14 protein-coding genes and 1 pseudogene are annotated in these 20,608 nt (G+C 48.2%); 6 read left to right on the forward strand and 9 right to left on the reverse strand.

The window, feature by feature from the left end:
• Positions 1-30: 30 nt before the first annotated feature.
• The 5 genes and pseudogenes from PG722_RS09105 to PG722_RS14205 all read right to left on the reverse strand — a co-directional run.
• Positions 31-345: a hypothetical protein gene (locus PG722_RS09105; protein WP_270580335.1), complete on the reverse strand. Its 315-nt coding sequence runs from the start codon at positions 343-345 to the stop codon at positions 31-33.
• A 170-nt stretch (positions 346-515) separates the two neighbouring features.
• Positions 516-842 carry a TnpV protein gene (locus tag PG722_RS09110; RefSeq protein WP_058118390.1) on the reverse strand — a complete coding sequence of 109 codons (327 nt, stop codon included), beginning with the start codon at positions 840-842 and terminating at the stop codon, positions 516-518.
• Entirely contained in the window at positions 839-2,713 is a 1,875-nt protein-coding gene (locus PG722_RS09115; protein WP_270580336.1) for a recombinase family protein, read from the reverse strand. The genes PG722_RS09110 and PG722_RS09115 overlap by 4 nt, the downstream gene beginning before the upstream one ends.
• A gap of 214 nt (positions 2,714-2,927) precedes the next feature.
• Positions 2,928-3,545 carry a DNA topoisomerase gene (locus PG722_RS14200; protein WP_442867840.1) on the reverse strand — a complete coding sequence of 206 codons (618 nt, stop codon included), beginning with the start codon at positions 3,543-3,545 and terminating at the stop codon, positions 2,928-2,930.
• Positions 3,546-3,570: 25 nt separating this feature from the next.
• Positions 3,571-4,293: pseudogene (locus tag PG722_RS14205) on the reverse strand (DNA topoisomerase); the annotation flags it as partial.
• Between PG722_RS14205 and PG722_RS09125 the strand changes: the two are divergent.
• Positions 4,256-5,236: an RES family NAD+ phosphorylase gene (locus tag PG722_RS09125; protein WP_270576717.1), complete on the forward strand. Its 981-nt coding sequence runs from the start codon at positions 4,256-4,258 to the stop codon at positions 5,234-5,236. The pseudogene PG722_RS14205 and the gene PG722_RS09125 sit on opposite strands and share 38 nt — an antisense overlap.
• Positions 5,237-5,273: 37 nt before the next feature.
• On the forward strand, positions 5,274-5,642 hold the full coding sequence (locus PG722_RS09130; protein WP_147357790.1) for a hypothetical protein: 369 nt from the start codon (positions 5,274-5,276) through the stop codon (positions 5,640-5,642).
• Between the two features lie 126 nt (positions 5,643-5,768).
• Here the strand turns inward: PG722_RS09130 and PG722_RS09135 are convergent, their stop codons facing one another.
• Entirely contained in the window at positions 5,769-5,975 is a 207-nt protein-coding gene (locus tag PG722_RS09135; protein ID WP_270576714.1) for a helix-turn-helix domain-containing protein, read from the reverse strand.
• Between the two features lie 756 nt (positions 5,976-6,731).
• Here PG722_RS09135 and PG722_RS09140 point away from each other — a divergent pair.
• The 3 genes from PG722_RS09140 (at position 6,732) to PG722_RS09150 (ending at position 12,283) form a co-directional block, all read left to right on the forward strand.
• On the forward strand, positions 6,732-7,901 hold the full coding sequence (locus PG722_RS09140; RefSeq protein ID WP_270580337.1) for a hypothetical protein: 1,170 nt from the start codon (positions 6,732-6,734) through the stop codon (positions 7,899-7,901).
• Between the two features lie 165 nt (positions 7,902-8,066).
• Entirely contained in the window at positions 8,067-10,640 is a 2,574-nt protein-coding gene (locus PG722_RS09145; RefSeq protein ID WP_270580338.1) for a DNA gyrase C-terminal beta-propeller domain-containing protein, read from the forward strand.
• Positions 10,641-11,044: 404 nt separating this feature from the next.
• Positions 11,045-12,283 carry an IS256 family transposase gene (locus PG722_RS09150; protein ID WP_270580344.1) on the forward strand — a complete coding sequence of 413 codons (1,239 nt, stop codon included), beginning with the start codon at positions 11,045-11,047 and terminating at the stop codon, positions 12,281-12,283.
• A 46-nt stretch (positions 12,284-12,329) separates the two neighbouring features.
• On the opposite strand, the gene PG722_RS09155 is transcribed toward PG722_RS09150, so the two are convergent.
• A complete protein-coding gene (locus tag PG722_RS09155; protein ID WP_270580339.1) occupies positions 12,330-13,382 on the reverse strand; it encodes an IS110 family transposase in 1,053 nt (350 codons plus the stop codon).
• Positions 13,383-13,986: 604 nt separating this feature from the next.
• Between PG722_RS09155 and PG722_RS09160 the strand changes: the two genes are divergently transcribed.
• A complete protein-coding gene (locus PG722_RS09160; protein ID WP_270580340.1) occupies positions 13,987-16,599 on the forward strand; it encodes an S-layer homology domain-containing protein in 2,613 nt (870 codons plus the stop codon).
• A gap of 74 nt (positions 16,600-16,673) precedes the next feature.
• On the opposite strand, the gene PG722_RS09165 is transcribed toward PG722_RS09160, so the two are convergent.
• Together PG722_RS09165 and PG722_RS09170 are read right to left on the reverse strand one after the other, a co-directional pair.
• Entirely contained in the window at positions 16,674-17,384 is a 711-nt protein-coding gene (locus tag PG722_RS09165) for a hypothetical protein (RefSeq protein WP_270580341.1), read from the reverse strand.
• A gap of 180 nt (positions 17,385-17,564) precedes the next feature.
• Positions 17,565-20,180: an S-layer homology domain-containing protein gene (locus tag PG722_RS09170; protein ID WP_270580342.1), complete on the reverse strand. Its 2,616-nt coding sequence runs from the start codon at positions 20,178-20,180 to the stop codon at positions 17,565-17,567.
• Positions 20,181-20,608 lie beyond the last annotated feature (428 nt).

Genomic DNA, 20,608 nt, shown 5'->3' on the forward strand with positions numbered 1-20,608 from the left:
TACATCTAATCCGAAACTTTTTCAAAAAAATTATAGCACATCTTTTTGAATAGGGTGTGTCAAGTTGCCGGAATGTTTCTTTGCCGCTTTGCTGGCGGCGTTCCTCCGTTCCTCGCTGTATGGGGCGGTCAGACGGAAAGAGAAACGCCCCTTTGCAATATCAAACTCCATGCAGCCCGTGTCCGGGTCTGTGTCGGTCTGGCGGCACTGGTCGGGGTACTGTCCGGCGTAGGCGGCAAGCCGCTTCTTTAAGTCGGTGTTGTGGGTGCGGATATGGATTAGCGGGTTTTTCTCGTCAAACCAAATATCGGTGGTCTTTTCCTGCTTCGTAAGCCCTGTTCTCATAAACTCTCCTTTCTGCTCCCCTGTTACGCAATAGGGGCATTTTTCGGGTGTTTTTCCCGGCTCTTGACTTGGGGAAAATGAGGATTTTCAAATAGAAACCGCCCGGACAGGGAGTGTATCGTCGGGGCGGCTGTTATCGCAGGATTTCTGTTTTTTCCGGCTCTTGACCGTCAAACATAGATTAGCTCAAACTTGGCGATTTCCTCCGCTTGCGCCCTGCAAGCGTTCATCAGTCCCACCCATTTCATGGGGTCGGTAGCTTTGAGTGCTTCGGTAGCTCCTGCGCTCTTTGCAAGCTGCGGCATGATAAGGTCAATCCGGCTCCGGGCGGCTTCGTCAATCTCGGCGCAATGCTCATGCAGCTTCTCATTTGCGACAAGGGCGGTGTAGAGGTCGGGGCGGTACTGTTCAAGGTAGGCTTTCCGCAACCGCCCGTAATGCCCGATATACGGGCGCGGGGCGGCGGGGGTGTTGCCATTGTCAATGAGTATTCTCATGCTATGCGTTCTCCTTTCTCGGTGGAAGCAGCGGGTAATTCAAGAGCTTCCTGCTGTTCTTTCTCCCGTTCCTGTTGCTCTTTCCATTGTCTGCGCTTCTTCTCCATATAGCGGCGGTTATACTCGGCTTTCTTCGCCCTGCGTCGTTCCTGTTCCGCTAATGCTGCCTTTTCTTCCTCTGTTAGTTCAATTTCTTTGCGCGGGATTTCTACCTTGCCGATAAAGTTAAAGAAAATCTCGACTTCCTGTGTACGGCTTGCGCCTTTGCCCTCGGCTTGATGAACAAGAATTTTTTCAACAAACTCATTTATCATTGCGGGGGTGAGTTCGGAAAAATCCGTATATTTTTTGACAAGGGCAAGAAACTTCTCGGCATTGACGGTTTCCCTGCTTATGCGGTCAAGCTCCTGCTGGTCTTGTGTGATACTATCGGTCAAGCCCTCTAACTCGGCTTCAAAATCATGCAACATTTGTTCAAAGAGCTTGTCTGAAAGCCGCCCATTTACATTGTCCTCATAGAGCTTGCGAATTAAGCGGCTCAATTCGTCGGTGCGCTTTTCGCTGCGCTGTTTCCTCTGTCGGATAGCTTTAGCCGCTTTTGCCTGTCTGTCCTCGGAAGCGGAACAGACTTGCGCCATAAACTCGGCTTCGTTGTTCTGTGCATAGTCGCAAACTTCCTTTATCGCTTCAAGCAGTAATTCATTAACAACGGCAGTACGGATAAGGTGTGTGGTGCAATAATCATCAAAGTGTTGATTGCCTAAATCATAACGGGAACAGTTGTATTCGTCGCGGTCTGGACGTTTCTTTCCAGTTGGTCGCCCTGCCCAATCCCGCGCATTGCCAGCCTTGCCCCTGTGGTTATACATCTTTGCCCCGCAATCAGCACAGAACATCAAGCCTGTTAAGGGATTTGCTGTGCCTATGGTATCTGTCCTACGGATTGTCTTTCGCAAGGTCTGAACGCGCTCCCATGTTTCCTTGTCAATAATTGCTTCCTGCGTATTCTCAAAAATGACTAAATCCTCTTTTGGTGTCATTTTGGAGTGTTTGTCCTTGTAGCTCTCCTTATAAGTCCGAAAGTTTACCGTATGCCCGATATATTCCGGCTTGGATAGAATATCTGCAACTGTGCCGCCGCGCCATGTGTATGGCTCGTCGGGGTTGTAATTGGTTTTATGTTTGCCTAAACCGCGCTGTGCAAGGTAGTAGGACGGTCTTTCAACTTTTTCCGAAGCAAGAATACGAGCGATTTCATACGGGCCTTTTCCCTCTATCGCCATGCGGTAAATCCGGCGAACAACCTCAGCGGCTTCATCATCAACAATCCAATGGTTTTTGTCGTTAGGGTCTTTCTTGTACCCATAAATACCAATGGAATTAGTGTGTATGCCAGACATTCCCTTTGCCCGGAGAACGCTTTTGATTTTGCGGCTTGAGTCCCGAACATACCACTCATTCATAATGTTCAAAAAGGGTGCAAACTCGCTGCTTTCGCGCTTGTCGCTGTCAACGCCGTTTGCAATGGCAACGAAGCGAACGCCATGCTCTCTAAACATAACTTCGGTATAAAAACCCACTTGCAGATAATCTCTACCAACGCGGCTCAAATCCTTTACCAGCACATGGGAAACCTCTCCGGCTTCTATGGCTGCAATCATGCGTTTCCAATTAGGGCGGTCAAAGTTTGCGCCAGACCAGCCGTCATCAGTAAAGTGGACACAATTCGTAAATCCATGCTCCTTTGCATAATCTTCAAGCAGCTTCTTTTGATTGATTATACTGTTACTGTCGCCTGTGAGGTCGTCGTCGCGGGAAAGACGCTCGTATAGTGCGGTTATCTTGCCGTTGTCCGTTTTCTTTGCTTTCATTGAAAAACTCTCCTTTCTATGGGCGATTTCTTATCCCCCTTTCACAGCATATAGCTTCGGTGTAGGGCTTGGGGGGCGAAGTGAAGTGCTCAGTGACGGAGGCGGCGACCGGCTCAAAGACCTGCCTCTCGGTCAAGGCGGGAAGAACACCCTCGGCATCTTCATCCTCCGGCTTCTCCTTCAGGGAGGAACGGAACACCTCCTGGATGGCACGCTAGCCCTGGGAAAGCACCTGCTTTCCTTTTGCCGTGAAAGTGTGGCCGCTGCAATCAAAGGCGGCTGTGACCGCCTCATACACGAAAGGCTCCGCCGCCGCACACAGCAGCTTGCAGCAGGCCAGCAGAAGAATATTGCGCTCGCCCACAGGTAACGCAGGAACATCCGCCTTTTCTAGCTCCAGGGTGGGAATCAGGGCGTGGTGGTCAGATACCTCCTTGTCATTCACCAGCGCCAGAACATCGGGAAAAAACTCCGGGCAGGCGTCGAAGGGCGGCACCCGCGCCGCCAGATGCAGGACCACGGAGGCGGTTTCCGTCATGTCGCCCGTCAGATACCGGCTGTCCGTGCGGGGATAGGTCAGCAGCTTCTTTTCATAGAGCGACTGGGCGTAGTCCAGGGTTTGCTTGGCCGTGTAGCCGAATACCCGGTTTGCCTCCCGCTGCAAGGTGGTCAGGTCGTACAGCTTGGACGGCTTCTCCGTCTTTTTCTCCCGCACCAGGGATACACACACGGCTTGCTGTCCGTCGCAGGCGTCCCGGATGGCCTGGGCATCCTCCATAGCCGGAATTTTTTTCAGAAACCGCCGCAGCTCCCTCCAACGCCAGCCGCACATGATGGTATTTCTCCTTGCGGAACAGAACGATCTTGCTGTCCCGGTCAGCCAGCATTGCCAGGGTGGGCGTCTGCACCCGCCCTACATTCAAGGTTCGATGGTAGAGGACGGAGAACAGGCGGCTCGCGTTGATGCCGATGAGCCAGTCCGCCTTTTGGCGGCAAAGCGCTGACTGATACAGCGGGTCATAGTCCTTGCCGGGGCGCAGGTCGGAAAAGCCCTCCCGGATCGCCGCGTCCTCCATCGAAGAAATCCAGAGACGAGAGAAAGGCTTGGAACATCCGGCGGCCTCATAGACCAGTCGGAAAATCAGCTCACCCTCACGTCCCGCGTCGCAGGCGTTGATCAGCTCCGTCACATCGGGGCGCTCGATCAGAGAACGGAGAATGTAGAACTGGGCGGCCTTTTCCTCGGACACCACATAGCGGAAGGGGTCGGGCAGGATGGGAAGGTCCTCATACCGCCATTTCTTGTAGCGGTCATCGTAGGCGGCCACGTCCGCCAGCTCTACCAGATGCCCGATGCACCAGGAAATGAGCCAGCCGCCGCCCTCAAAATAGCCATCGGCCCTGGATGTGACACCCAGGGCCGACGCGATACTCTTTGCTACACTCGTTTTTTCACAGATCACAAGTTTCAAACTGTTACCTCCTTGATTGTTCTTTGCATTTTGTCTAAAATTAAAATAGACTGGCGAAGGGAGTACTTGTATGGACGCAGATAAAAACATTCTTGATGATGAATACATGATGGCTTTGTTTTATCTATATCTTCAAGAACAGACAAACACACGGAAACTACTTAATAAATTGGAATCTGATTTGCGTCTTTCAAATAGATTTTTTCCGGAGAGCAAATTGTGCGATGCAATTAAAAATCTATCCAAGGTATCTTTATGTACTTTAAAAAAAGGAAGCACATTATATCGTTGCCGGTTGATTAGCAAGGAAGATGAAAATTTGCTGTTTTCAAAGATAACTACTGAGTGGTTTTCTTTAGCTCAGGCAGTCGTTCCTACATTTGATGTAAACGGTGGCGACGAAGAATGGATAAAATTCTGCCTATATGTTAAAAATCATCCGGAGGCTTTACCCCCTTGGCAGGAAAGACACGAACAACTCTTAGAAAAGTACTCCAAAATATCTTTTTGGGGATACGACGAAAAAGGATCTGATGCTCCACCTAAAGGAACCGCGTCCCCTGGGAGAATAAACCCTGATGGTATCAGTTATCTCTATGCGGCAAATGATATTCAAACAGCCGTATTAGAAGTTCGTTCAATTCCAACTCAATTTGTTAGCGTTGCTCAGGTCGAATTACTTGAGGACGTAACAATTTACAGCTTTATAAAACCATCTTCTTTAGAAGCTGATAAGTCGGATCCTTTTGATTGGGTAGATTATGATGAAATATCCAGATATTTTGGTCAACCTAACTATGGAGGAAAATCGTACTATTTAGCTACACAATACATCAGCGAATACATAAAACACTTAAAAGACTCTAACGACCAGACAATTTTTGATGGATTGTGTTTTCGTAGTTCATTGAATCCAAGCGGAACAAATTATGTGCTGTTTGATGTATCTCAGAGCAAAAAATACCGCATTTGTAATTCGAGTATATATCAAGTTAATGACTTATTAGGAAATACTTCTTGTATATTACCTTTGAGTGACCCCCATTTCTAATCCTGAGATAGATTGTAGTGGTCAAATAGCCTCGATCATGATAAATCAAGCCTCTGATGAGTTGTTTCCTAATAAGCATTATTGTTCCTTACTGAATGTCGACTTTTTAAAAAGGCGGCATATTGAAGACAGAAAAGCCCTCATCTCTAAAATTGGAGATGAGGTAGCTTTTCGTAACGGATACAGTAAAAATAATCATTTGAGTATGCTCAATTCAAAAAAGCAAAAGAGTTTGAGAACGATATATAGCAAATTCGCAAGAACACCAACATACTTGTCGCTTGATTTTGAAAGTGGTGGATTTGAAGTGTTCGATAAAAATGGGCAGCATTTAGGACAGTATTCATTTGACGGAGTTCGTACAAAGCTTCCTGCTCCCAATACGCATAAATTGTATTTTTCTTGATTAGCTATAGTCGAGTTTGCTGGAAAATAAAATTCTTGCAATTTATGATTTGGACAACTCCCACCTTAAAGGCAAAGAGGGCCATAGGTTTAACTACCATGGTCCTCTTTAGTGCTAGTGCTATTCTTACTCGATTTCCTCCATCTTCAGCCAATCCTCAAAGGACTTTCTGGAGATGCGGATCATGTTACCGATGCGGATCGTCTTGAACGCTCCGGAGTTGGCGAGCCTATAGGCCGTAGCGCGACCGATACCGAGAATGGCTGCGATGTCATTCACGGTGTATGTTCTGCTTTGGGGCGTTCCTTTTTCGTTAGGTGTGTTGGTGCTCATAAGATTATCCTCCATCTGTGCTAATAGCATTTTGAAATGGCCCCTGGAAGCCCTCTGTCACAAGGGGTTCCTGCTAATACCTTGCTAATACGACATTTGAAAAGCCGTTGTAAGGCAGCATATTTCAGGGGATTTTGTGCAAATTGACCTGCCTCCAGGCAGCACAATTTGCGAAGAAACAACACGGGAAGATATGATATGAACAATTTACGAAATGGTACGCCGTACTCCCGGAGCACAGCTTGTTGAGTCTGTGCTCCGGGATTGTTTTGCTGCAAAGCGGTTCGGAGTTAATCGTTTTTCAGGCTCGTTTTTGGATATATGCAAAGGCAGAACAGGAGTAGAACAAAGTGGAACAAAGGTAGAACAACTTGGAATCAAACGGTGATTGTCAAGAGAATCTTTCGGGTGTATAATAGTACTATCGAAAAGTGGGTAAAGTGGCTCTGCTGTCGCAAAAAGATGCGATAGTGGAGCTTTTTGTATATCAAAAAAGTTAAGAGAAAGACCAATAAGTAAATTTCTTATTGGTCATTTTTTATACCATTTTTCGAGAGTATATACACGAAAAGAGTGAGAATAGTGGGGAGAAAATGCAAAAATTCGCCTAATGTGAAGGTGCATGGAGTACCTTTCCGTGTGACAGAAATGGGGATGACGACTAAAGGGCAGGCTAGATGCTATATCAGTATGAGGCAGCCAGATGGGAGTATACTGCATGGGGAAGGCGTAAGTAAACTGGTTACGGCAAAGAGTATGAAGGCTGAGGCTGTCATAAAAGCTGCAGAAAACATTATATGGAAGAATCGTGGACAGGTGCTTGAGTGGTTACGAGCTGGTCGACTGCAGAAAGCGACACCGACGCTGTTGCTTCTGGTGCTGCCGGAAGAAAGCATGGAGCGCGTATACGGAAAGAGTGATGAAGCGCATCGAGAGTTGGTGCGGCAGGCAGTAAAAATGCTTCCGCCATTGCCTGAGCTACAGGAAAAGATGGAAGCTGTAACTTTCCGCGCAGTAAAAGCCGTGGCCGCGAACCAAGAGAAAGGTGACATACTAAAGCGTGCTCTGAATCGGCTGTATGATGAAGCCGTTGAACAAAGACTTTTAAAAGAAAATATGGTAAAAAAGTTGCTTGTAACGGTGCGCAGCGAGGTAGAAAAAGCGGATCGAAATATGCGTCAGCGCATCCTTACCTTTGAGGAGATGCGACTGCTAACTGACTTATGTATAGAGGGGATGAAGACAGATATACGGTATGCAGCCGTGCTGCTTCATCTGACCACGGGTGTAAAGACAGGAGAGCTGTGTGGACTAAATATTGGCGATTTGATGCGATATAAAGATGTGATATATATCGAAATTGGTGCAAAATCCGTACAAAAGCGAGGTAAAGTTGCGGAGTGGAAGCCATATGAGCGTGAAAGCGGAAAGCTGCGGCGCATACCGTGTACCCCTTTAGCACAAGCAGCACTAAGTGTGCTTTTGAAGTCGCGGTTGGAAGCGGGTGCAAAGGTGGATGCTCCGCTGATTGTAGACGAAAATCGACGTCGATGGGATGTGTTGAAACTGCGCGCTTTTGAAAAAGAGCTGCTGCAAAAAGTAGTACCGGAATATGCGAAAATATCACGAACTGACGTAATTCGTACAAGTTTTGAGTATTACTGCCGGGCTGTATGCGGTATGCCAGATGGTCAAGTACAGAAGATATTGGGGTGTAAGGCAGGTCAGACGTACGAAGAGTGGTATGCGGACTACAATTCTAGGGTTGCGCTGATAACGCTATGTGCACAGCTTACAAGATTCCATAATTTGTTAGCGGGAAAGGGGGATAGATGGAAAGTGGCCATGCACCTGCATCTGCGGGTGAAACGTGGGGCAAGTGTCAAAATTCAAACTGAACATGGCATTAAAATTGAAAAATGGTAATGTGTGAGCCGAAAGGCTCTTTTTTAATGCCTGTAGATAAGGACCTATTGTATCTTGCAATAGGTCCTTATGTTGCATAATGAAATTTGAGTTAACCAATAATGACATTTATTTGCTAAAATGTTATTATATAAATATAAAGCAGCGGAATAGGGAGTGAAATAAATGGCATTTTTCACAACTCAGCGAAAAGAAACCGGTAGTTATAATACAAAGCGAACTAAGCCATGCCGCAGCAGACGCAAGGGCAAAATATATAACGAAAAAACGAAAAATGGCAAACTAACCGTTTGGGGTGCTTACGAGCGGGTAATTTTGGCTATACAGAATGCGCGCAAATGGGCTGACAGCACATGCAGGGCATATGATAGTGTTTTCTACCATTACATTGCTGAGATTTATAATAACATTGAGTATGCTTCGCTGACAGAAGAAACGGCGGAGCAGATTTGGTCGTCTAAAATTGACATTTTTGAAGGCAGTGATGCACAGGATCAAAGAGCGCGGAGTATTTTCGTGAGCTTTGTGGAGCAGGCATGTCGAGCGGGACTTTCCTCGATGCGGTTCAGAGACTTGGCGCCGTTTGTGATTCCGGCAGACCTGAATCAGCTGACTGTGGAGCAGTTGTTGGCAGTACGCGAAGCAGCTGAACTTTGCAAGTGGCGGCCCAAATCGCTGACGATTGAAGCAGAAATTAAAATTTATAACGAGTTGATCAAGCGGGCATCGACGCAGGGAGAGTGCATTGCTTTGCTGGTCATGCTTTTGCTGGGCTGCCGTACATCAGAAGCTGCGGGTTTGTCCTTTGGAAATGTCCGTAAGATGGCAGATGATTTGTACTCCATAGAGCGACGGGAAGTAGAAGAGCAAAGCTCAAGAACCGTTAAAGCTGGCAGTAAAACCGCAAGCGGTTACAGACTTTTGCCGCTTTTGCCGCAGTTTTATGATCTGCTGGAAGAGCGTAAGCGTATGGTGCAGGAGTACATGGAGGAAAACGGCTATACGGACTTGGATATAGACAAAATGCCGCTTGCTTGCCAAGGTACGAATCTGCTGACACGGTGTACAGCAAAGGAAATGAACCGCGTTTTTAAGGATATTTGCATTGATGTGGGTGTCGAAGAAGGTTTTTTCTTTGAAGCCGAGGCAATGATGGCCATTGATAAAGAGGCAGGGGTGGAGTACGAGAATACAGTAGTAGCCTACATTTTACGGCATCAAGCTGCAACGGAGCTGATTGCGACTGATGCTTCTCGGGCTGCAATTTCTGTGCTGATGGGTCACAAAATCGAAGATCCTAATGTAAAAGCATTTGACTATGCCAATGCAGACGGTCAGCGTGAACTGCTGCATATTTTAATGCAGCGCCCGTTATACCGATACATTTGCGGTGCGACAGATATGGAGCAGACTACGCTTGAAAAGGGTCAATCGGCAGTATGCGGAGGATCGACTCGTTTGGTCGCACAAGAGGACGAGGAGTTTGATCTTTATATTGACACGCTGGAACCATATGACACAATGCAGATTCAGCTTGAGGGCGATATCCGGTTAATGAAGAAGGATGCAAGAAAGACAACCGCATTGCCGTATCAAAAACCGAGCGGGCTTAGTATGGTGAATGCAGTGACTCAGGTTGTGACAGAGGCCGAAGAGAATGTAAGAGCTGGAAAGCTGGCGGATAAGCCAGTTATGATCGCGCAGTGTGATGATCCTCTGAGCGAATTGATGACCATTGACGATCTGCAGATCAATTGGAAGCCTCAAATCACCAATGGGGATGGAGATCCGATTGCAGATTCTTCGGAAGAAGTGAAGATGGCGGTTTGCGAAGATACATTGATTGCAGTTTTGCCAGGCGGTGTCTTAAAAGAAGTGCCGAAAAAGGAATTCGTTTATAACGGGACAAAGAGGGCACGCCGTGATGAGAAGATTTTTGCGGATAAGACAATAGACAGAATTGAAACGATATGGCCGTTTTCCCAATCTGCAGATAAAATTGTAGTTAGTAGAGAGGGAACGGCATGGTATTTGCTAGCCGAGGTCAGTGCAGAAGAATTTTTACAGGCAGATGCGTGGGAAGAATGTCGCAGAGCGTTGGCAGCGGGCGGTATCATGATTCCATGTGAAAAGGATGCAGATTCGCTGATTTGTGGAGCGAAAAATGGCGATATAGTACGCTTACCAGCAGACAAACTGTGTGCATGGCAGGGCCAGCGGCAGGTCGTACGTATAGGCGGGGCACCTCTGGCAGCAGCTTGCTTCTGTAAGGCTACTGATGATATTCTGCTGATTAGCGAAAAGGGACAGGCACTACGTACGCATGTTTCGGATTTGTACAAGCGCGTAGACATTGGCGGTGGACTGACCAAAGGTATGCGTATGAAAACAGGTACAGACGATAGATTATGCTGCTGTTTGGTTTATCAGCCAAAGCGTAGTTTAACAGCTGTTTCTCAACAGAGGAAGCTGCTTGTGCTGCGTGCGGACAGTGAAGAAAAGGCGCAGCTCAGAGCGCAAGGACATGTCGGAGAAGGCGTTTGCCTGGTGTATGTGGAAGGTTCGGATCGCTTGGCGGAGGTGTTGTATACAGATCAGGCAGTGTTACTGCTGTCAGACTCCGGATATGCGCAGTGTCGTGACGTTAGTGTGCTGAGAGAGAAGGGACGCGGTGCAAAAGGCATTGAGGGCATGAAGCGTGGTCAGATTATAAGAGCGGTATGTGCGAAAGTTAAATAATGGGGAAGGCGCAGCTTTTGAGCAGATATCTCAAAAGCTGCGCCTTTAGGCTTGTATGAATGTAGTTAGAGGACCTCTGAGCAGAAAGATAGCGGCGAAGACTGAAATTCACGGACTATTATTGCGTTTTGTATGTTGTGAAAAACATCGCACGAATGTGGGGCGCGACCAAGTATTGGGGAAATTGATATATGCTCAGCCAGTGCTTGCGTTGGCTGAGTTTTTAGTGGCAAGGTGCTCCGGTGAGGTGGCAGAATCGCTGCGATTTATGCAGAAAAGAAATTTCCAAGTGTAACTTAAGTCATTTTAGGTGAAATTCCATGCGCTTTTCAGACGCCATCCCAAATTTTGTGTAAACCTCTGCGAAGGTGTAAAATAGAGATATAACCGTGGAGGAAAGCAAAATGCCAGTAAAGAAACGAACACCGGAAGAGAATGCACGAAGATCAAAAATCCGAGAGCTGCTGGATATGAGCAACATCACCAGCATGGATGACATCCAAAATCCGTTCAAAGAAACAATTGCCGAATTCATGGAAGACGGTCTGGAAACTGAACTGGATGATGAATTGGGGTACAGCAGGTACGATTATTGCAACAAAAATACCGAAAACAGCCGCAATGGCCACAGCAGTAAGACACTTCGCACCAGTTTCGGCGATGTAGAAGTAGCAGTTCCGCGGGATCGCAAGGGTGAATTTGAGCCGCAGCTGCTGAAAAAGAATCAAACCAGTATCAGTCAGGATATCGAGGAGAAGATTCTGTCGATGTATGCCAAGGGCATGACAACCGGCGATATCGAAGCACATATCCAGAATATTTACGGCGTAGATGTCTCTGATACGACGGTAAGCCGCATTACGGATAAGATTCTGCCTGTCGCAAAGGAATGGCAGCAGCGGCCGCTGGAGGCGGTCTACGCGGTAGTATTTCTGGATGCGATCCACTATCATGTGCGCAGCGAGGGACACATCGTGAAGAAGGCTGTCTATATCGCGATTGGCATTGATCTGGACGGGCACAAAGATGTTCTCGGCATGTGGGTTGGTGAAAACGAGAGCGCAAAATACTGGGCAACTGTACTGAACAGTCTGCGCAACCGTGGGATTGAAGATATTTTTATCGCCTGTACGGACAATCTGTGTGGCTTTTCTACGGCAATTGAGGCAGTTTTTCCTAAGACTGAGATTCAAAACTGTATTATTCATCAGATTAGAAATTCTAGCAAATATGTATCTTACAAGGATTTGAAAGCGCTTATGGCTGATCTGAAGGCGGTTTACGCTGCGGTTGATGAGGATGCGGCATTGATGGCGCTGAATACCTTTTCGGAGCACTGGGATAAGAAATATCCCACTATTTCGCAGTCCTGGTGGGCAAACTGGGCAAATCTCAGCACTTATTTCAAATTTCCGCAGGAGCTTCGCAGACTGATTTATACGACCAATGCAATTGAAGGTTTTAACCGCCAGCTTCGCAAGGTAACAAAAGCGAAATCCGTGTTTCCGACTGATGAGAGTCTGTTCAAAATGCTGTATCTGGCAATGATGGATATTACCCAAAAGTGGACCGGCCGCCGTCAGGACTGGAGTATGATCCATGCTCAGCAGGCAGTCTATTTTGAGGATCGGATGCCAGACTGAGCGATTGGCGCAACTACATGCTTTCGCCATAATCGGCGTTATCTTGTTACAAAGGCGGTCTCGAATTACAATGCCGCCTTGTGAATATTTTACTCTGTTTTACATCCAATGCGGAGTTTACACAGAATTCGGGATAGAGCCATTCGCTCGGCGCAGGGTCAATGCCTGCAAAGGCAACCAGCGACTGTTTGCGCTCAAAGCGGCGCACATCCCCGATCTCCGCCATGAGCTGAGCCCCGAGGGATTCACCCACACCGTACATTTCCATGACGATAGAGTATTCGGGCAGCTGAGATGCCAGCTTGTTCATCTCGCTGCGATACGTTTCAGCACTGCGAGAGATTGCTGTGAACTGGTTTGCAGCTTCTTGAACGAGCGTTTTCGTGACAGATGTTTTCTGCACCAGCACAACGGCGGACTTTGCCAGAGCGTATACCTCGGCAGCTTTCTCTGTGCTGAACTGGTAACGGTTTCGCTTGCACCACTTGCGGTAACGCTCGGTAAAAGCGTTCAGACTGCCGCTGCGAACGCAATCGGTATGCCAGAAATCATGTGTAAAATCCACCCACTTCTGGGTGCCGTCACTGCGTACAGGACTGTCAAACAGCTTGCGGATACCGGGAAAAGACTGTTCCTGAAGTGCGATAAGGTTGTTTGCGGTAGCGGTTTTCTGCTTGATTGCCAGCTGAAACTGACGGTTCATAGTTTTCAAATCGTATCGAATCGTATCCATAGGAGTATAATCACGCAATTCACTCCAATTGTCAAGAGCGTATTTGGCGATCTTCATCGCATCCACCTTGTCTGTCTTGACCTTGCGGAGAGAGTTGTTGCCGTACTCCTTGATGAGCAAAGGATTGACTGCCGAAACGTAAAGTCCGGCTTCATGGAGAACCTTGGCGATGCTCTCATAGTAACGTCCGGTGTGCTCCATAACTACTCGTGTTTCGCCCTCAATGGATTTAAGCTGTTCTGCCAGAGAGGCCAGTTCCTCGGCGCTGTGGCGCACATCGAATGGCAGTTTTACCACCTCGCCAAAAGGACAAAGTACGGCCACGGTACTCTTGCTGCTGGAAACGTCAATGCCTGCTGCGTTCATGTTCATCACTCCTGAAAAAATTTGCAATGGACAGAGCCATCTTTACCTGTTGCCGATTCTATCTGTTTGGTGACACGAACACGCGGTTCTACCTGCACAAATCGAACGCTGCGAACAGGAGGATGGCTGACTTAACAACGGGCACGAAGCCCTTGGAAGAAAGGGTCAGACCATTACCTTCCTATTCTAACAGCTTAAGCAACGAGATGTCTCGGCTCGTAGCTGGCTGCCACTTTTCCGAGGCAAATATATTGTAACAGGACGTTTACCTGAATAATTGGAAGACCGGTCAAGAAGACAGGCAGGAAACCGCCTGTTCTTGACATGTCTGCATGTAGCTATTATATATAAGACAAGAGCAACAAGCCTAATCCATAAGCTCATCGCCCTTAATTATCATAGAAGAATCTTATTTACAGAGTTTTTTTCACACACTCGCGGTATCCATATAATGGTACTCGGGAGGGAATATATAAAGCCTAAAATAGTTCAACAAATCCACGAATATATTCCAAATTCACGAGTTATACCATAGTTTTGAGATTTTTGCGCGAATCTCAAAAAGGTTCTTGCACTGGTACTGGCGTTTGCTTGCGCATTCACCATGTTTGCTGGTGCAGCGTTCACGGATCAGGCCGACATTAAGGCTACTGATGCTGTGGACATGCTGGTTGCGCTGGGCGTCGTTGACGGTTTCGAAGACGGCTCTTTCCAGCCGAACGGCACTGTAACTCGTGCGCAGATGGCGAAGATGATCTACGTTCTGCGTACCGGTAAGTCCGATGCTTCGGCTTACAACAACGACAAGACTTCCTTCACCGATATCAACGGCCACTGGGCTGCTGGCTACATCAAGTACTGCCAGTCCCTGGGCATTATCGCTGGTAAGTCTTCCACCATCTTTGCTCCGAATGCTTCTGTAACCGCACAGGAAGCTGCAAAGATGCTGCTGGTAACCCTCGGCTACAACGCTGAGAAGGCTGGTCTGACTGGTCCGTCTTGGGCATCCAAGACCAACGCACTGGCTGACGAGAACGGTCTGCTGAAGGACGTTAACACTTCCTTTACCGCAGCTTGCCCGCGTCAGTACGCTGCACAGCTGATCTACAACACCATCTTCGCTAACACTGTTGTTCTGCGTGATGGCGAGTACACCAACCTGAGCTTCACCGGTAACGGCAAGAACGACACCGTTGGCGAGAAGTACATGGATCTTGTTAAGGAATCCGCTAATATGCTGCTTTCCTGCAGCCTGGTTGATGGCAAGGATTACTACACCATCACCACTTCCAAGCAGACTTCTGGTGCTAACACCACCTACAACAAGGTTCCGGTTGACGTTTCCGAGCTGCTCGGTCAGAATGTCAAGGTTCTGCGCAAGGTAAACACCAACGACGATACCGTTTACGGTGTATACGCTGATGAGGATTCCAAGGTAATCGCTACCGGCCTGCTGGGCGATTTCGAGCTGGACGGCTCCGACAAGATCAAGCTGAATGGTACTTCCTATAAGGTTGACGGCACTACCCCGCTGACCACTAACAAGGTTTACACTGCACAGGCTACCTCTGCAACGCAGACCTTTACTCAGCTGGCTACCGCTGCTGCAAAGGGCACCATCACCCCGACCACCGCAGCTACCACCATCAAGCTGATTGACAACGACGGCAACGGCAAGGTTGACGCTGCTGTAGTTACCCCGGCTAAGGTTGCTAAGGTTACCGCTGTTTCCAAGACTTCTGTAACTCTGGACTACCTGACCGCTAGCGAAGCAAACGCTACCATTAAGTTTGAGGACGCTGACGTTTACGACGGCATCAAGAAGGATGACTTCGTAACCGTAGTTGACGACGCTAACCGCGCTTCCGACAACGATCTGATCTCCAAGCTGGACGTAGTTTCCGCTAAGGCTGATTCTACCCGTTCCAACGAGGTTAAGACCAACAACAACTGGTATAAGCTGGCTAAGGCAGAGGGCAATGTTATCTCTGTTACCACCGGCAACACTTATGATTTCGTAATCGTTGGCAACGTAGTTGTTGACGCTGACGAGACCGCAGCTTCCGCTTCCAACATTGCTTACATTTCTGCAATCGATCAGAGTGCAGACGTAAACAAGCTGGATAAGACTCTGGGCGAGTCTACCGGCACCCTGAAGGTTCGTATGTTCTTCCAGGACGGCAAGGACGAGGAAGTAAAGGTTTCCAAGATTGACGGCAAGAAGATTACGGATGATGGCGATGATGATCATGCAGCTAAGACTGCTCTGACCGCTTCTGCTATGTACACCTACTCCAAGCTGTCTGACGGCACCTACGACGTAAAGGCAGTAGGTACCTCTAACAAGGTTGGTCTGGATTGGCAGACCTCTCTGGTTGCGGACACCGACAGCAAGAACACCAATAATAGCTTGTACTTCAAGCAGAAAATTGCTAAGTATGCTATTGCTGACGATGCAGTTGTATTCGTACAGGTTCAGGGCGAAACTAAGACTCTGACGGGCAAGCAGGTTAAGAACTGGAGCGACGTTGCTACTCCGGCATTCACTTCTGGCACTCAGATGCTGACTAAGGATTCCAACGGTATCGCTTATGTTAAGTTTGCTACTCTGGTTAACGCCGGCGCTGGTTCCAAGGTCCCGGGTGCATCCAACGACAAGCTGTATGCTTACCTGACCTCTGATTCTTACCAGACCGACGTTGACGGCGAGAAGAAGGCTGCATACGATGTATGGACCGGTTCTGAGAACGTAACTCTGGTAGAGGACGTTTCCAGCCGCAACATTTCTGCTGGTTCTGTAATTGAGTACTCCGTAGATGGCAAGTACATTGACAACGTAAAGGTTGTTGGTGCATACAAGGATACTGTTGCATCTCTGAACGATGTAGCTAACATCAATGTCGCTGCTATTACCGGCTTCGACAATGGCACTGTTGCTTACCGCGATAAGACCAATGCTAAGAAGTCTGCTGATCTGGATGACGATTGCGTATTCATCGCAGTTAACGACGATAAGACCGAGGGTATGGAAGGCTCTAAGGACACCGTAACCAAGGCTAACGAGTTCGTTGACGCTGGTACCACTTACTACGTTCCGAACGCATACGTTGTTCTGAATACTGATGGCGATGTTGTTGCTATCGTATTCGACGCTGACAATAGCGAACTGAACGTAACTTACGGTGCAAGCAACGTAGGTCACCTGCTTTCTAAGTAATTTCTCAAAATTACTTTCACAGCAAAATCAAAACCCCCGAGGAAAATTCCTCGGGGGTTTTCCTTTTCCCATTTTCACGCAAAAACCGCAAACGAATACTTATACCCGCTCAAATTGAGGGCACAGTTGCGGCTATTGAGCTCCTGAAAGCCGTCGTCGGTGACGCCAAGGCCGATGCTATCGCCGTACATAAGCGGCACGTTCTCCGCCGCCAGACCGCCGTAAATGGCGCTGCTGTAGCCGGTGTAGCAGCCGTCGCGGAACACGAGCACGGCCTTGGGATGATACCCAAGCGTGATGGTACGTTTTTCGGTTCCATCGCCGGTATATGTGCCGAAATTGCACGCAGTTTTAACCGTAAGCGTGGTTTTGACGGTGTTCATGTCGGTTTGCATGGCGCTGTCCGCCTCGGTGCGCGCGTTGGTTTCGGACTCGGCGGCGTGCTCAATCGCGGTCAGGCGGTTGCGCACGTCCTGCGCCAGCTTGTCGCCGTCCACGCAGCCGCTCGGCAGCTTGCCCACGGACGCGTCGCGCACCTGCTTCTGCACGTTTTCGATCGCGTCCTGAACGGTCTGCGCCGGCACGCCCGCACTCGCGGTGTAGCCCAGTTTGGCCGCCGCTGAGAACTCGCCCAGCGCGTCGCACAGCCGGTTCAGCGCCTGCCGCAGCTCCTCCGGCGACGAGTCGAAGTACGTTTTCAGCTCCGCCGCCTGCATGTTCGGCTGGTCGGGCAGATCCGCCAACCGTTTCGTGAACGCGCCCTGCCGATACGATTCAAATCCCATAGTGAAATACCTCCTGTCCGGCGTCTCGCCGTTTGTTTGAGGTATAGAATAGCCGATTTTTCCGAAATTGCAAGAAAAACTTTTGGATTTTTGCGAATTTTTTCGAAGAAAGGGAAAACCCCCGAGGAGATCCTCGGGGGTTTTCGATTTTGCAGTCACATAACCGCGACAGTCAGAAACTTACTTAGCGTAAATGTTCTGGGTGTCAACGATGATGATCTTAACATTGCTGTTAGCGTCTGCGTAGTAAGCAACGTTAGCCAGCTTCTGAGCAGCATTGTTTTCAGCAGCCTTCTGGAACTCGCCGTTAGCAGTGCCGCGAGCATTGTCCGTGTCTACGAACAGAACTACGGAATCGTGATCATCGTTGCTGATGTTCAGAGTGAATGCAGTCTGAGTTGCAACATAATCATCAGTGTAACCAGCAGTGGTGCTCTTAGCAGCGGTAAAGCCAACCAGAGTGCCCTCAATGTCGGTAGCATTGTAATCGAAACCAGTTACAACACCGCGGGTCAGAGCGTAGGTGTCATTATCGCCTGCAGTGCCAGCGTAATCCAGCTTGTAGGTCTTGTTGATGTCATGGGTGCCATCGGAGTTAGCAGAGTACTCTACAACATCGCCCTCAGCCAGAGCGTCGCCGTCCTCAACCTTCAGGGTGATCTCCTCAGTACCGTTCCAAACCTTGGTGGTGGTGTAATCGGTATCATTCTCAGTTACAGAACGAGAGCTTTCCAGAACATAGCCGTAAGTCATGTCCTTGCCACCGCTCATGCTGGAAGAGCCAAGGTCAACGTACATAGTCTTAGCATACTGCATACCATTGGACTTCTTGGACAGAACCTGCGCGGAGGTAAATACCTTGCTGTCGCTCCAGTTCTTCAGAGCAGAACCGGTGATAACAGAGTACTTGGTATCGCTACCACTGGTGTAACGAACAAATACCGTTGCATCGTTGTTGATGTAAGTGATGTCAGCAGCAACCCAATTAGAGCCACTCTGCTTCTGGAGCTTGTCGCTCTTTACACGCTTAGCATCAGTCTTGTAATCATCGTAACCGCTGATTACGCCGGAAACCTTAGTCAGCTCGTACTTCTCGCCGGACTTCTTGTAGGAAACCAGAACCGGAGTGTTGTACGGCAGAGTCTCGCCACCAACATTAGCGAACATCTTGGTGTCCTTGATGGTAACGGTCTTGTCAGAGCCGTCAGCAAAGATCAGGCGGCCTTCGATGTCATCATCGTTAGCAGAGGTCTTCTGAACAGCCTTAACCAGCAGAGCAACGTCCTTAGAACCAGCGTCGTTGTCATCAACATAAACAACATAGCCGTTCTTTACAACTACTGCTACCTCGTCCTTCAGTTCAACCTTTTCGTTGCCTACATAGTCAACCTGAGTCTGGCTCGGAGCAGCCTTCATGGTTGCAGCCATAGCCATCTCGTACCAGTTGCCGTCAACCATAATGCTGTAATCGTCAGCAGTGATTGCATTCTTGGTAGAGGTTACCTTGCCTTCAACAACATCCAGCTTCTCAACAACCTGCTTGTCATCGGAGAAGTTGTCTGCGTTGTAGATTGCAATGTAATCGTCCTTCTTCAGGTCGGACGGATAGTTAGAAGAATCGGTGTCGATCTTGTCAAAGTTCGGACCAGCCTTCTTGGTTGCGTTGATGTAATCCTTGCCAACATAAGTAACCTGTGCGATGGTTACAGTCTTCACATTCAGCTGAACAATCTTGTTGTCCTTGCTGCGGGTAGAAGCAGAGTAAACCTTGGACAGGCCCTTAGCAGCATCAACGTATGCAACAATATTGTTAGCGTTGGTATCGCTAGTCTTAGAGCCATCAACCTTAACAAGGTTGGTATCGTCATCGCTGGTCTTACCAACAGAGTATTTGGAACCGTTGAACTTCAGCTTAGCATCGGACTTCTCGAAGTCGCCCAGAATGCCGGTCAGAACGTCGGAATCCTCGGTAGCGAATACGCCGTAAACATCGTCCTTAGCCTTGTACAGAACCTTAACTTCCTGATCGAGCAGGTTGTTGTAGTCCTTCTTAACCTTGGTAAAGGAAGTTACCAGCGGCTTGGTGCTATCATCATCAGTGTTATCGGTCTCACCGATGGTCAGCTTGTAGGTATCCTTGCCGGACTCCTTGGAAACGGTGTCCAGAGTACCAACAGTGGTCTTCAGACCCATGTACTTCTCGCCAACAGTCTTGTTGTCGTGACCAGCGTAATTCTCGTTAGTGTAAACGTCGTCACGCAGAACAACGGTCGGAGCGAAAATGGTGTTGTAGATCAGCTGTGCAGCATACTGACGCGGGCAAGCACCAGTGAAGGAAGTGTTAACGTCCTCCAGCAGGCCGTTCTCGTCAGCCAGTGCATTGGTCTTGGAAGCCCAGCCAGCACCTACAAGGCCAGCCTTCTTAGCATCATAACCCAGGGTTACCAGCAGCATCTTAGCAGCTTCCTGAGTAGTTACCTTGTCGTTCGGGCAGAACTTGGTGTTGCTCTTACCAGCAATAATGTTCAGAGACTGGCAGTACTTGATGTAGCCAGCAGCCCAGTGACCATTGATGTCGGTGAAAGTGGTCTTGTCGTTGTTGTACGCAGAAGCGTCAGAGTTACCGGTGCGCAGAACGTAAATCATCTTTGCCATCTGAGCACGGGTTACAGTACCGTTCGGCTGGAAGGAGCCGTTTTCGAAACCTTCGATTACGCCCAGCGATACCAGAGTGTCCACGACTTCAGAATCGACCTTAATGTCGGCCTGATCCGTGAACGCTGCACCAGCAAACATGGTGAATGCGCAAGCAAACGCCAGTACCAGTGCAAGAACCTTTTTGAGATTCGCGCAAAAATCTCGAAACTATGGTATAGCTCGTGGATTTGGAATATATTCGTGGATTTGTTGAACTATTTTAGGCTTTATATATTTTCTTTCAAGTACCATTATATGGATGCTACGAGTGCTTTTAGGACATCTGTTTCTAAATTTAATTTTAGCAGATTGAACAAAAATCAGATTATAAATTTTACGAATTATATCATCCGTCTGTCTGTGTTTAGAGTGCAAATATCCATTTATTGTATCTTCTCTTAAAGCATACAAAATATTAAAAAAGTTCATAAAACATCTGATATCCTATAAATTTCTAATCCAAGTGCGTATTTTGAGATTTTCCTTGCAACTTCAAAAAGGTTCTTGCACTGGTACTGGCGTTTGCT

This window comes from Butyricicoccus sp. OF27-2pH9A (assembly GCF_027693185.1).
GTDB classification, from domain to species: domain Bacteria; phylum Bacillota; class Clostridia; order Oscillospirales; family Butyricicoccaceae; genus Agathobaculum; species Agathobaculum butyriciproducens.

Coding starts and splice junctions, on each gene's coding strand:
- PG722_RS09115 (WP_270580336.1), bottom strand. CDS start 2,713: ATGAAAGCAAAGAAAACGGACAACGGCAAGATAACCGCACTATACGAG.
- PG722_RS14200 (WP_442867840.1), bottom strand. CDS start 3,545: ATGTGCGGCTGGCGTTGGAGGGAGCTGCGGCGGTTTCTGAAAAAAATT.
- PG722_RS09130 (WP_147357790.1), top strand. CDS start 5,274: ATGATAAATCAAGCCTCTGATGAGTTGTTTCCTAATAAGCATTATTGT.
- PG722_RS09155 (WP_270580339.1), bottom strand. CDS start 13,382: ATGAACGCAGCAGGCATTGACGTTTCCAGCAGCAAGAGTACCGTGGCC.
- PG722_RS09150 (WP_270580344.1), top strand. CDS start 11,045: ATGCCAGTAAAGAAACGAACACCGGAAGAGAATGCACGAAGATCAAAA.
- PG722_RS09135 (WP_270576714.1), bottom strand. CDS start 5,975: ATGAGCACCAACACACCTAACGAAAAAGGAACGCCCCAAAGCAGAACA.
- PG722_RS09140 (WP_270580337.1), top strand. CDS start 6,732: ATGAAGGCTGAGGCTGTCATAAAAGCTGCAGAAAACATTATATGGAAG.
- PG722_RS09165 (WP_270580341.1), bottom strand. CDS start 17,384: ATGGGATTTGAATCGTATCGGCAGGGCGCGTTCACGAAACGGTTGGCG.
- PG722_RS09110 (WP_058118390.1), bottom strand. CDS start 842: ATGAGAATACTCATTGACAATGGCAACACCCCCGCCGCCCCGCGCCCG.
- PG722_RS09105 (WP_270580335.1), bottom strand. CDS start 345: ATGAGAACAGGGCTTACGAAGCAGGAAAAGACCACCGATATTTGGTTT.
- PG722_RS09145 (WP_270580338.1), top strand. CDS start 8,067: ATGGCATTTTTCACAACTCAGCGAAAAGAAACCGGTAGTTATAATACA.
- PG722_RS09125 (WP_270576717.1), top strand. CDS start 4,256: ATGGACGCAGATAAAAACATTCTTGATGATGAATACATGATGGCTTTG.
- PG722_RS09160 (WP_270580340.1), top strand. CDS start 13,987: ATGTTTGCTGGTGCAGCGTTCACGGATCAGGCCGACATTAAGGCTACT.
- PG722_RS09170 (WP_270580342.1), bottom strand. CDS start 20,180: ATGTTTGCTGGTGCAGCGTTCACGGATCAGGCCGACATTAAGGTCGAT.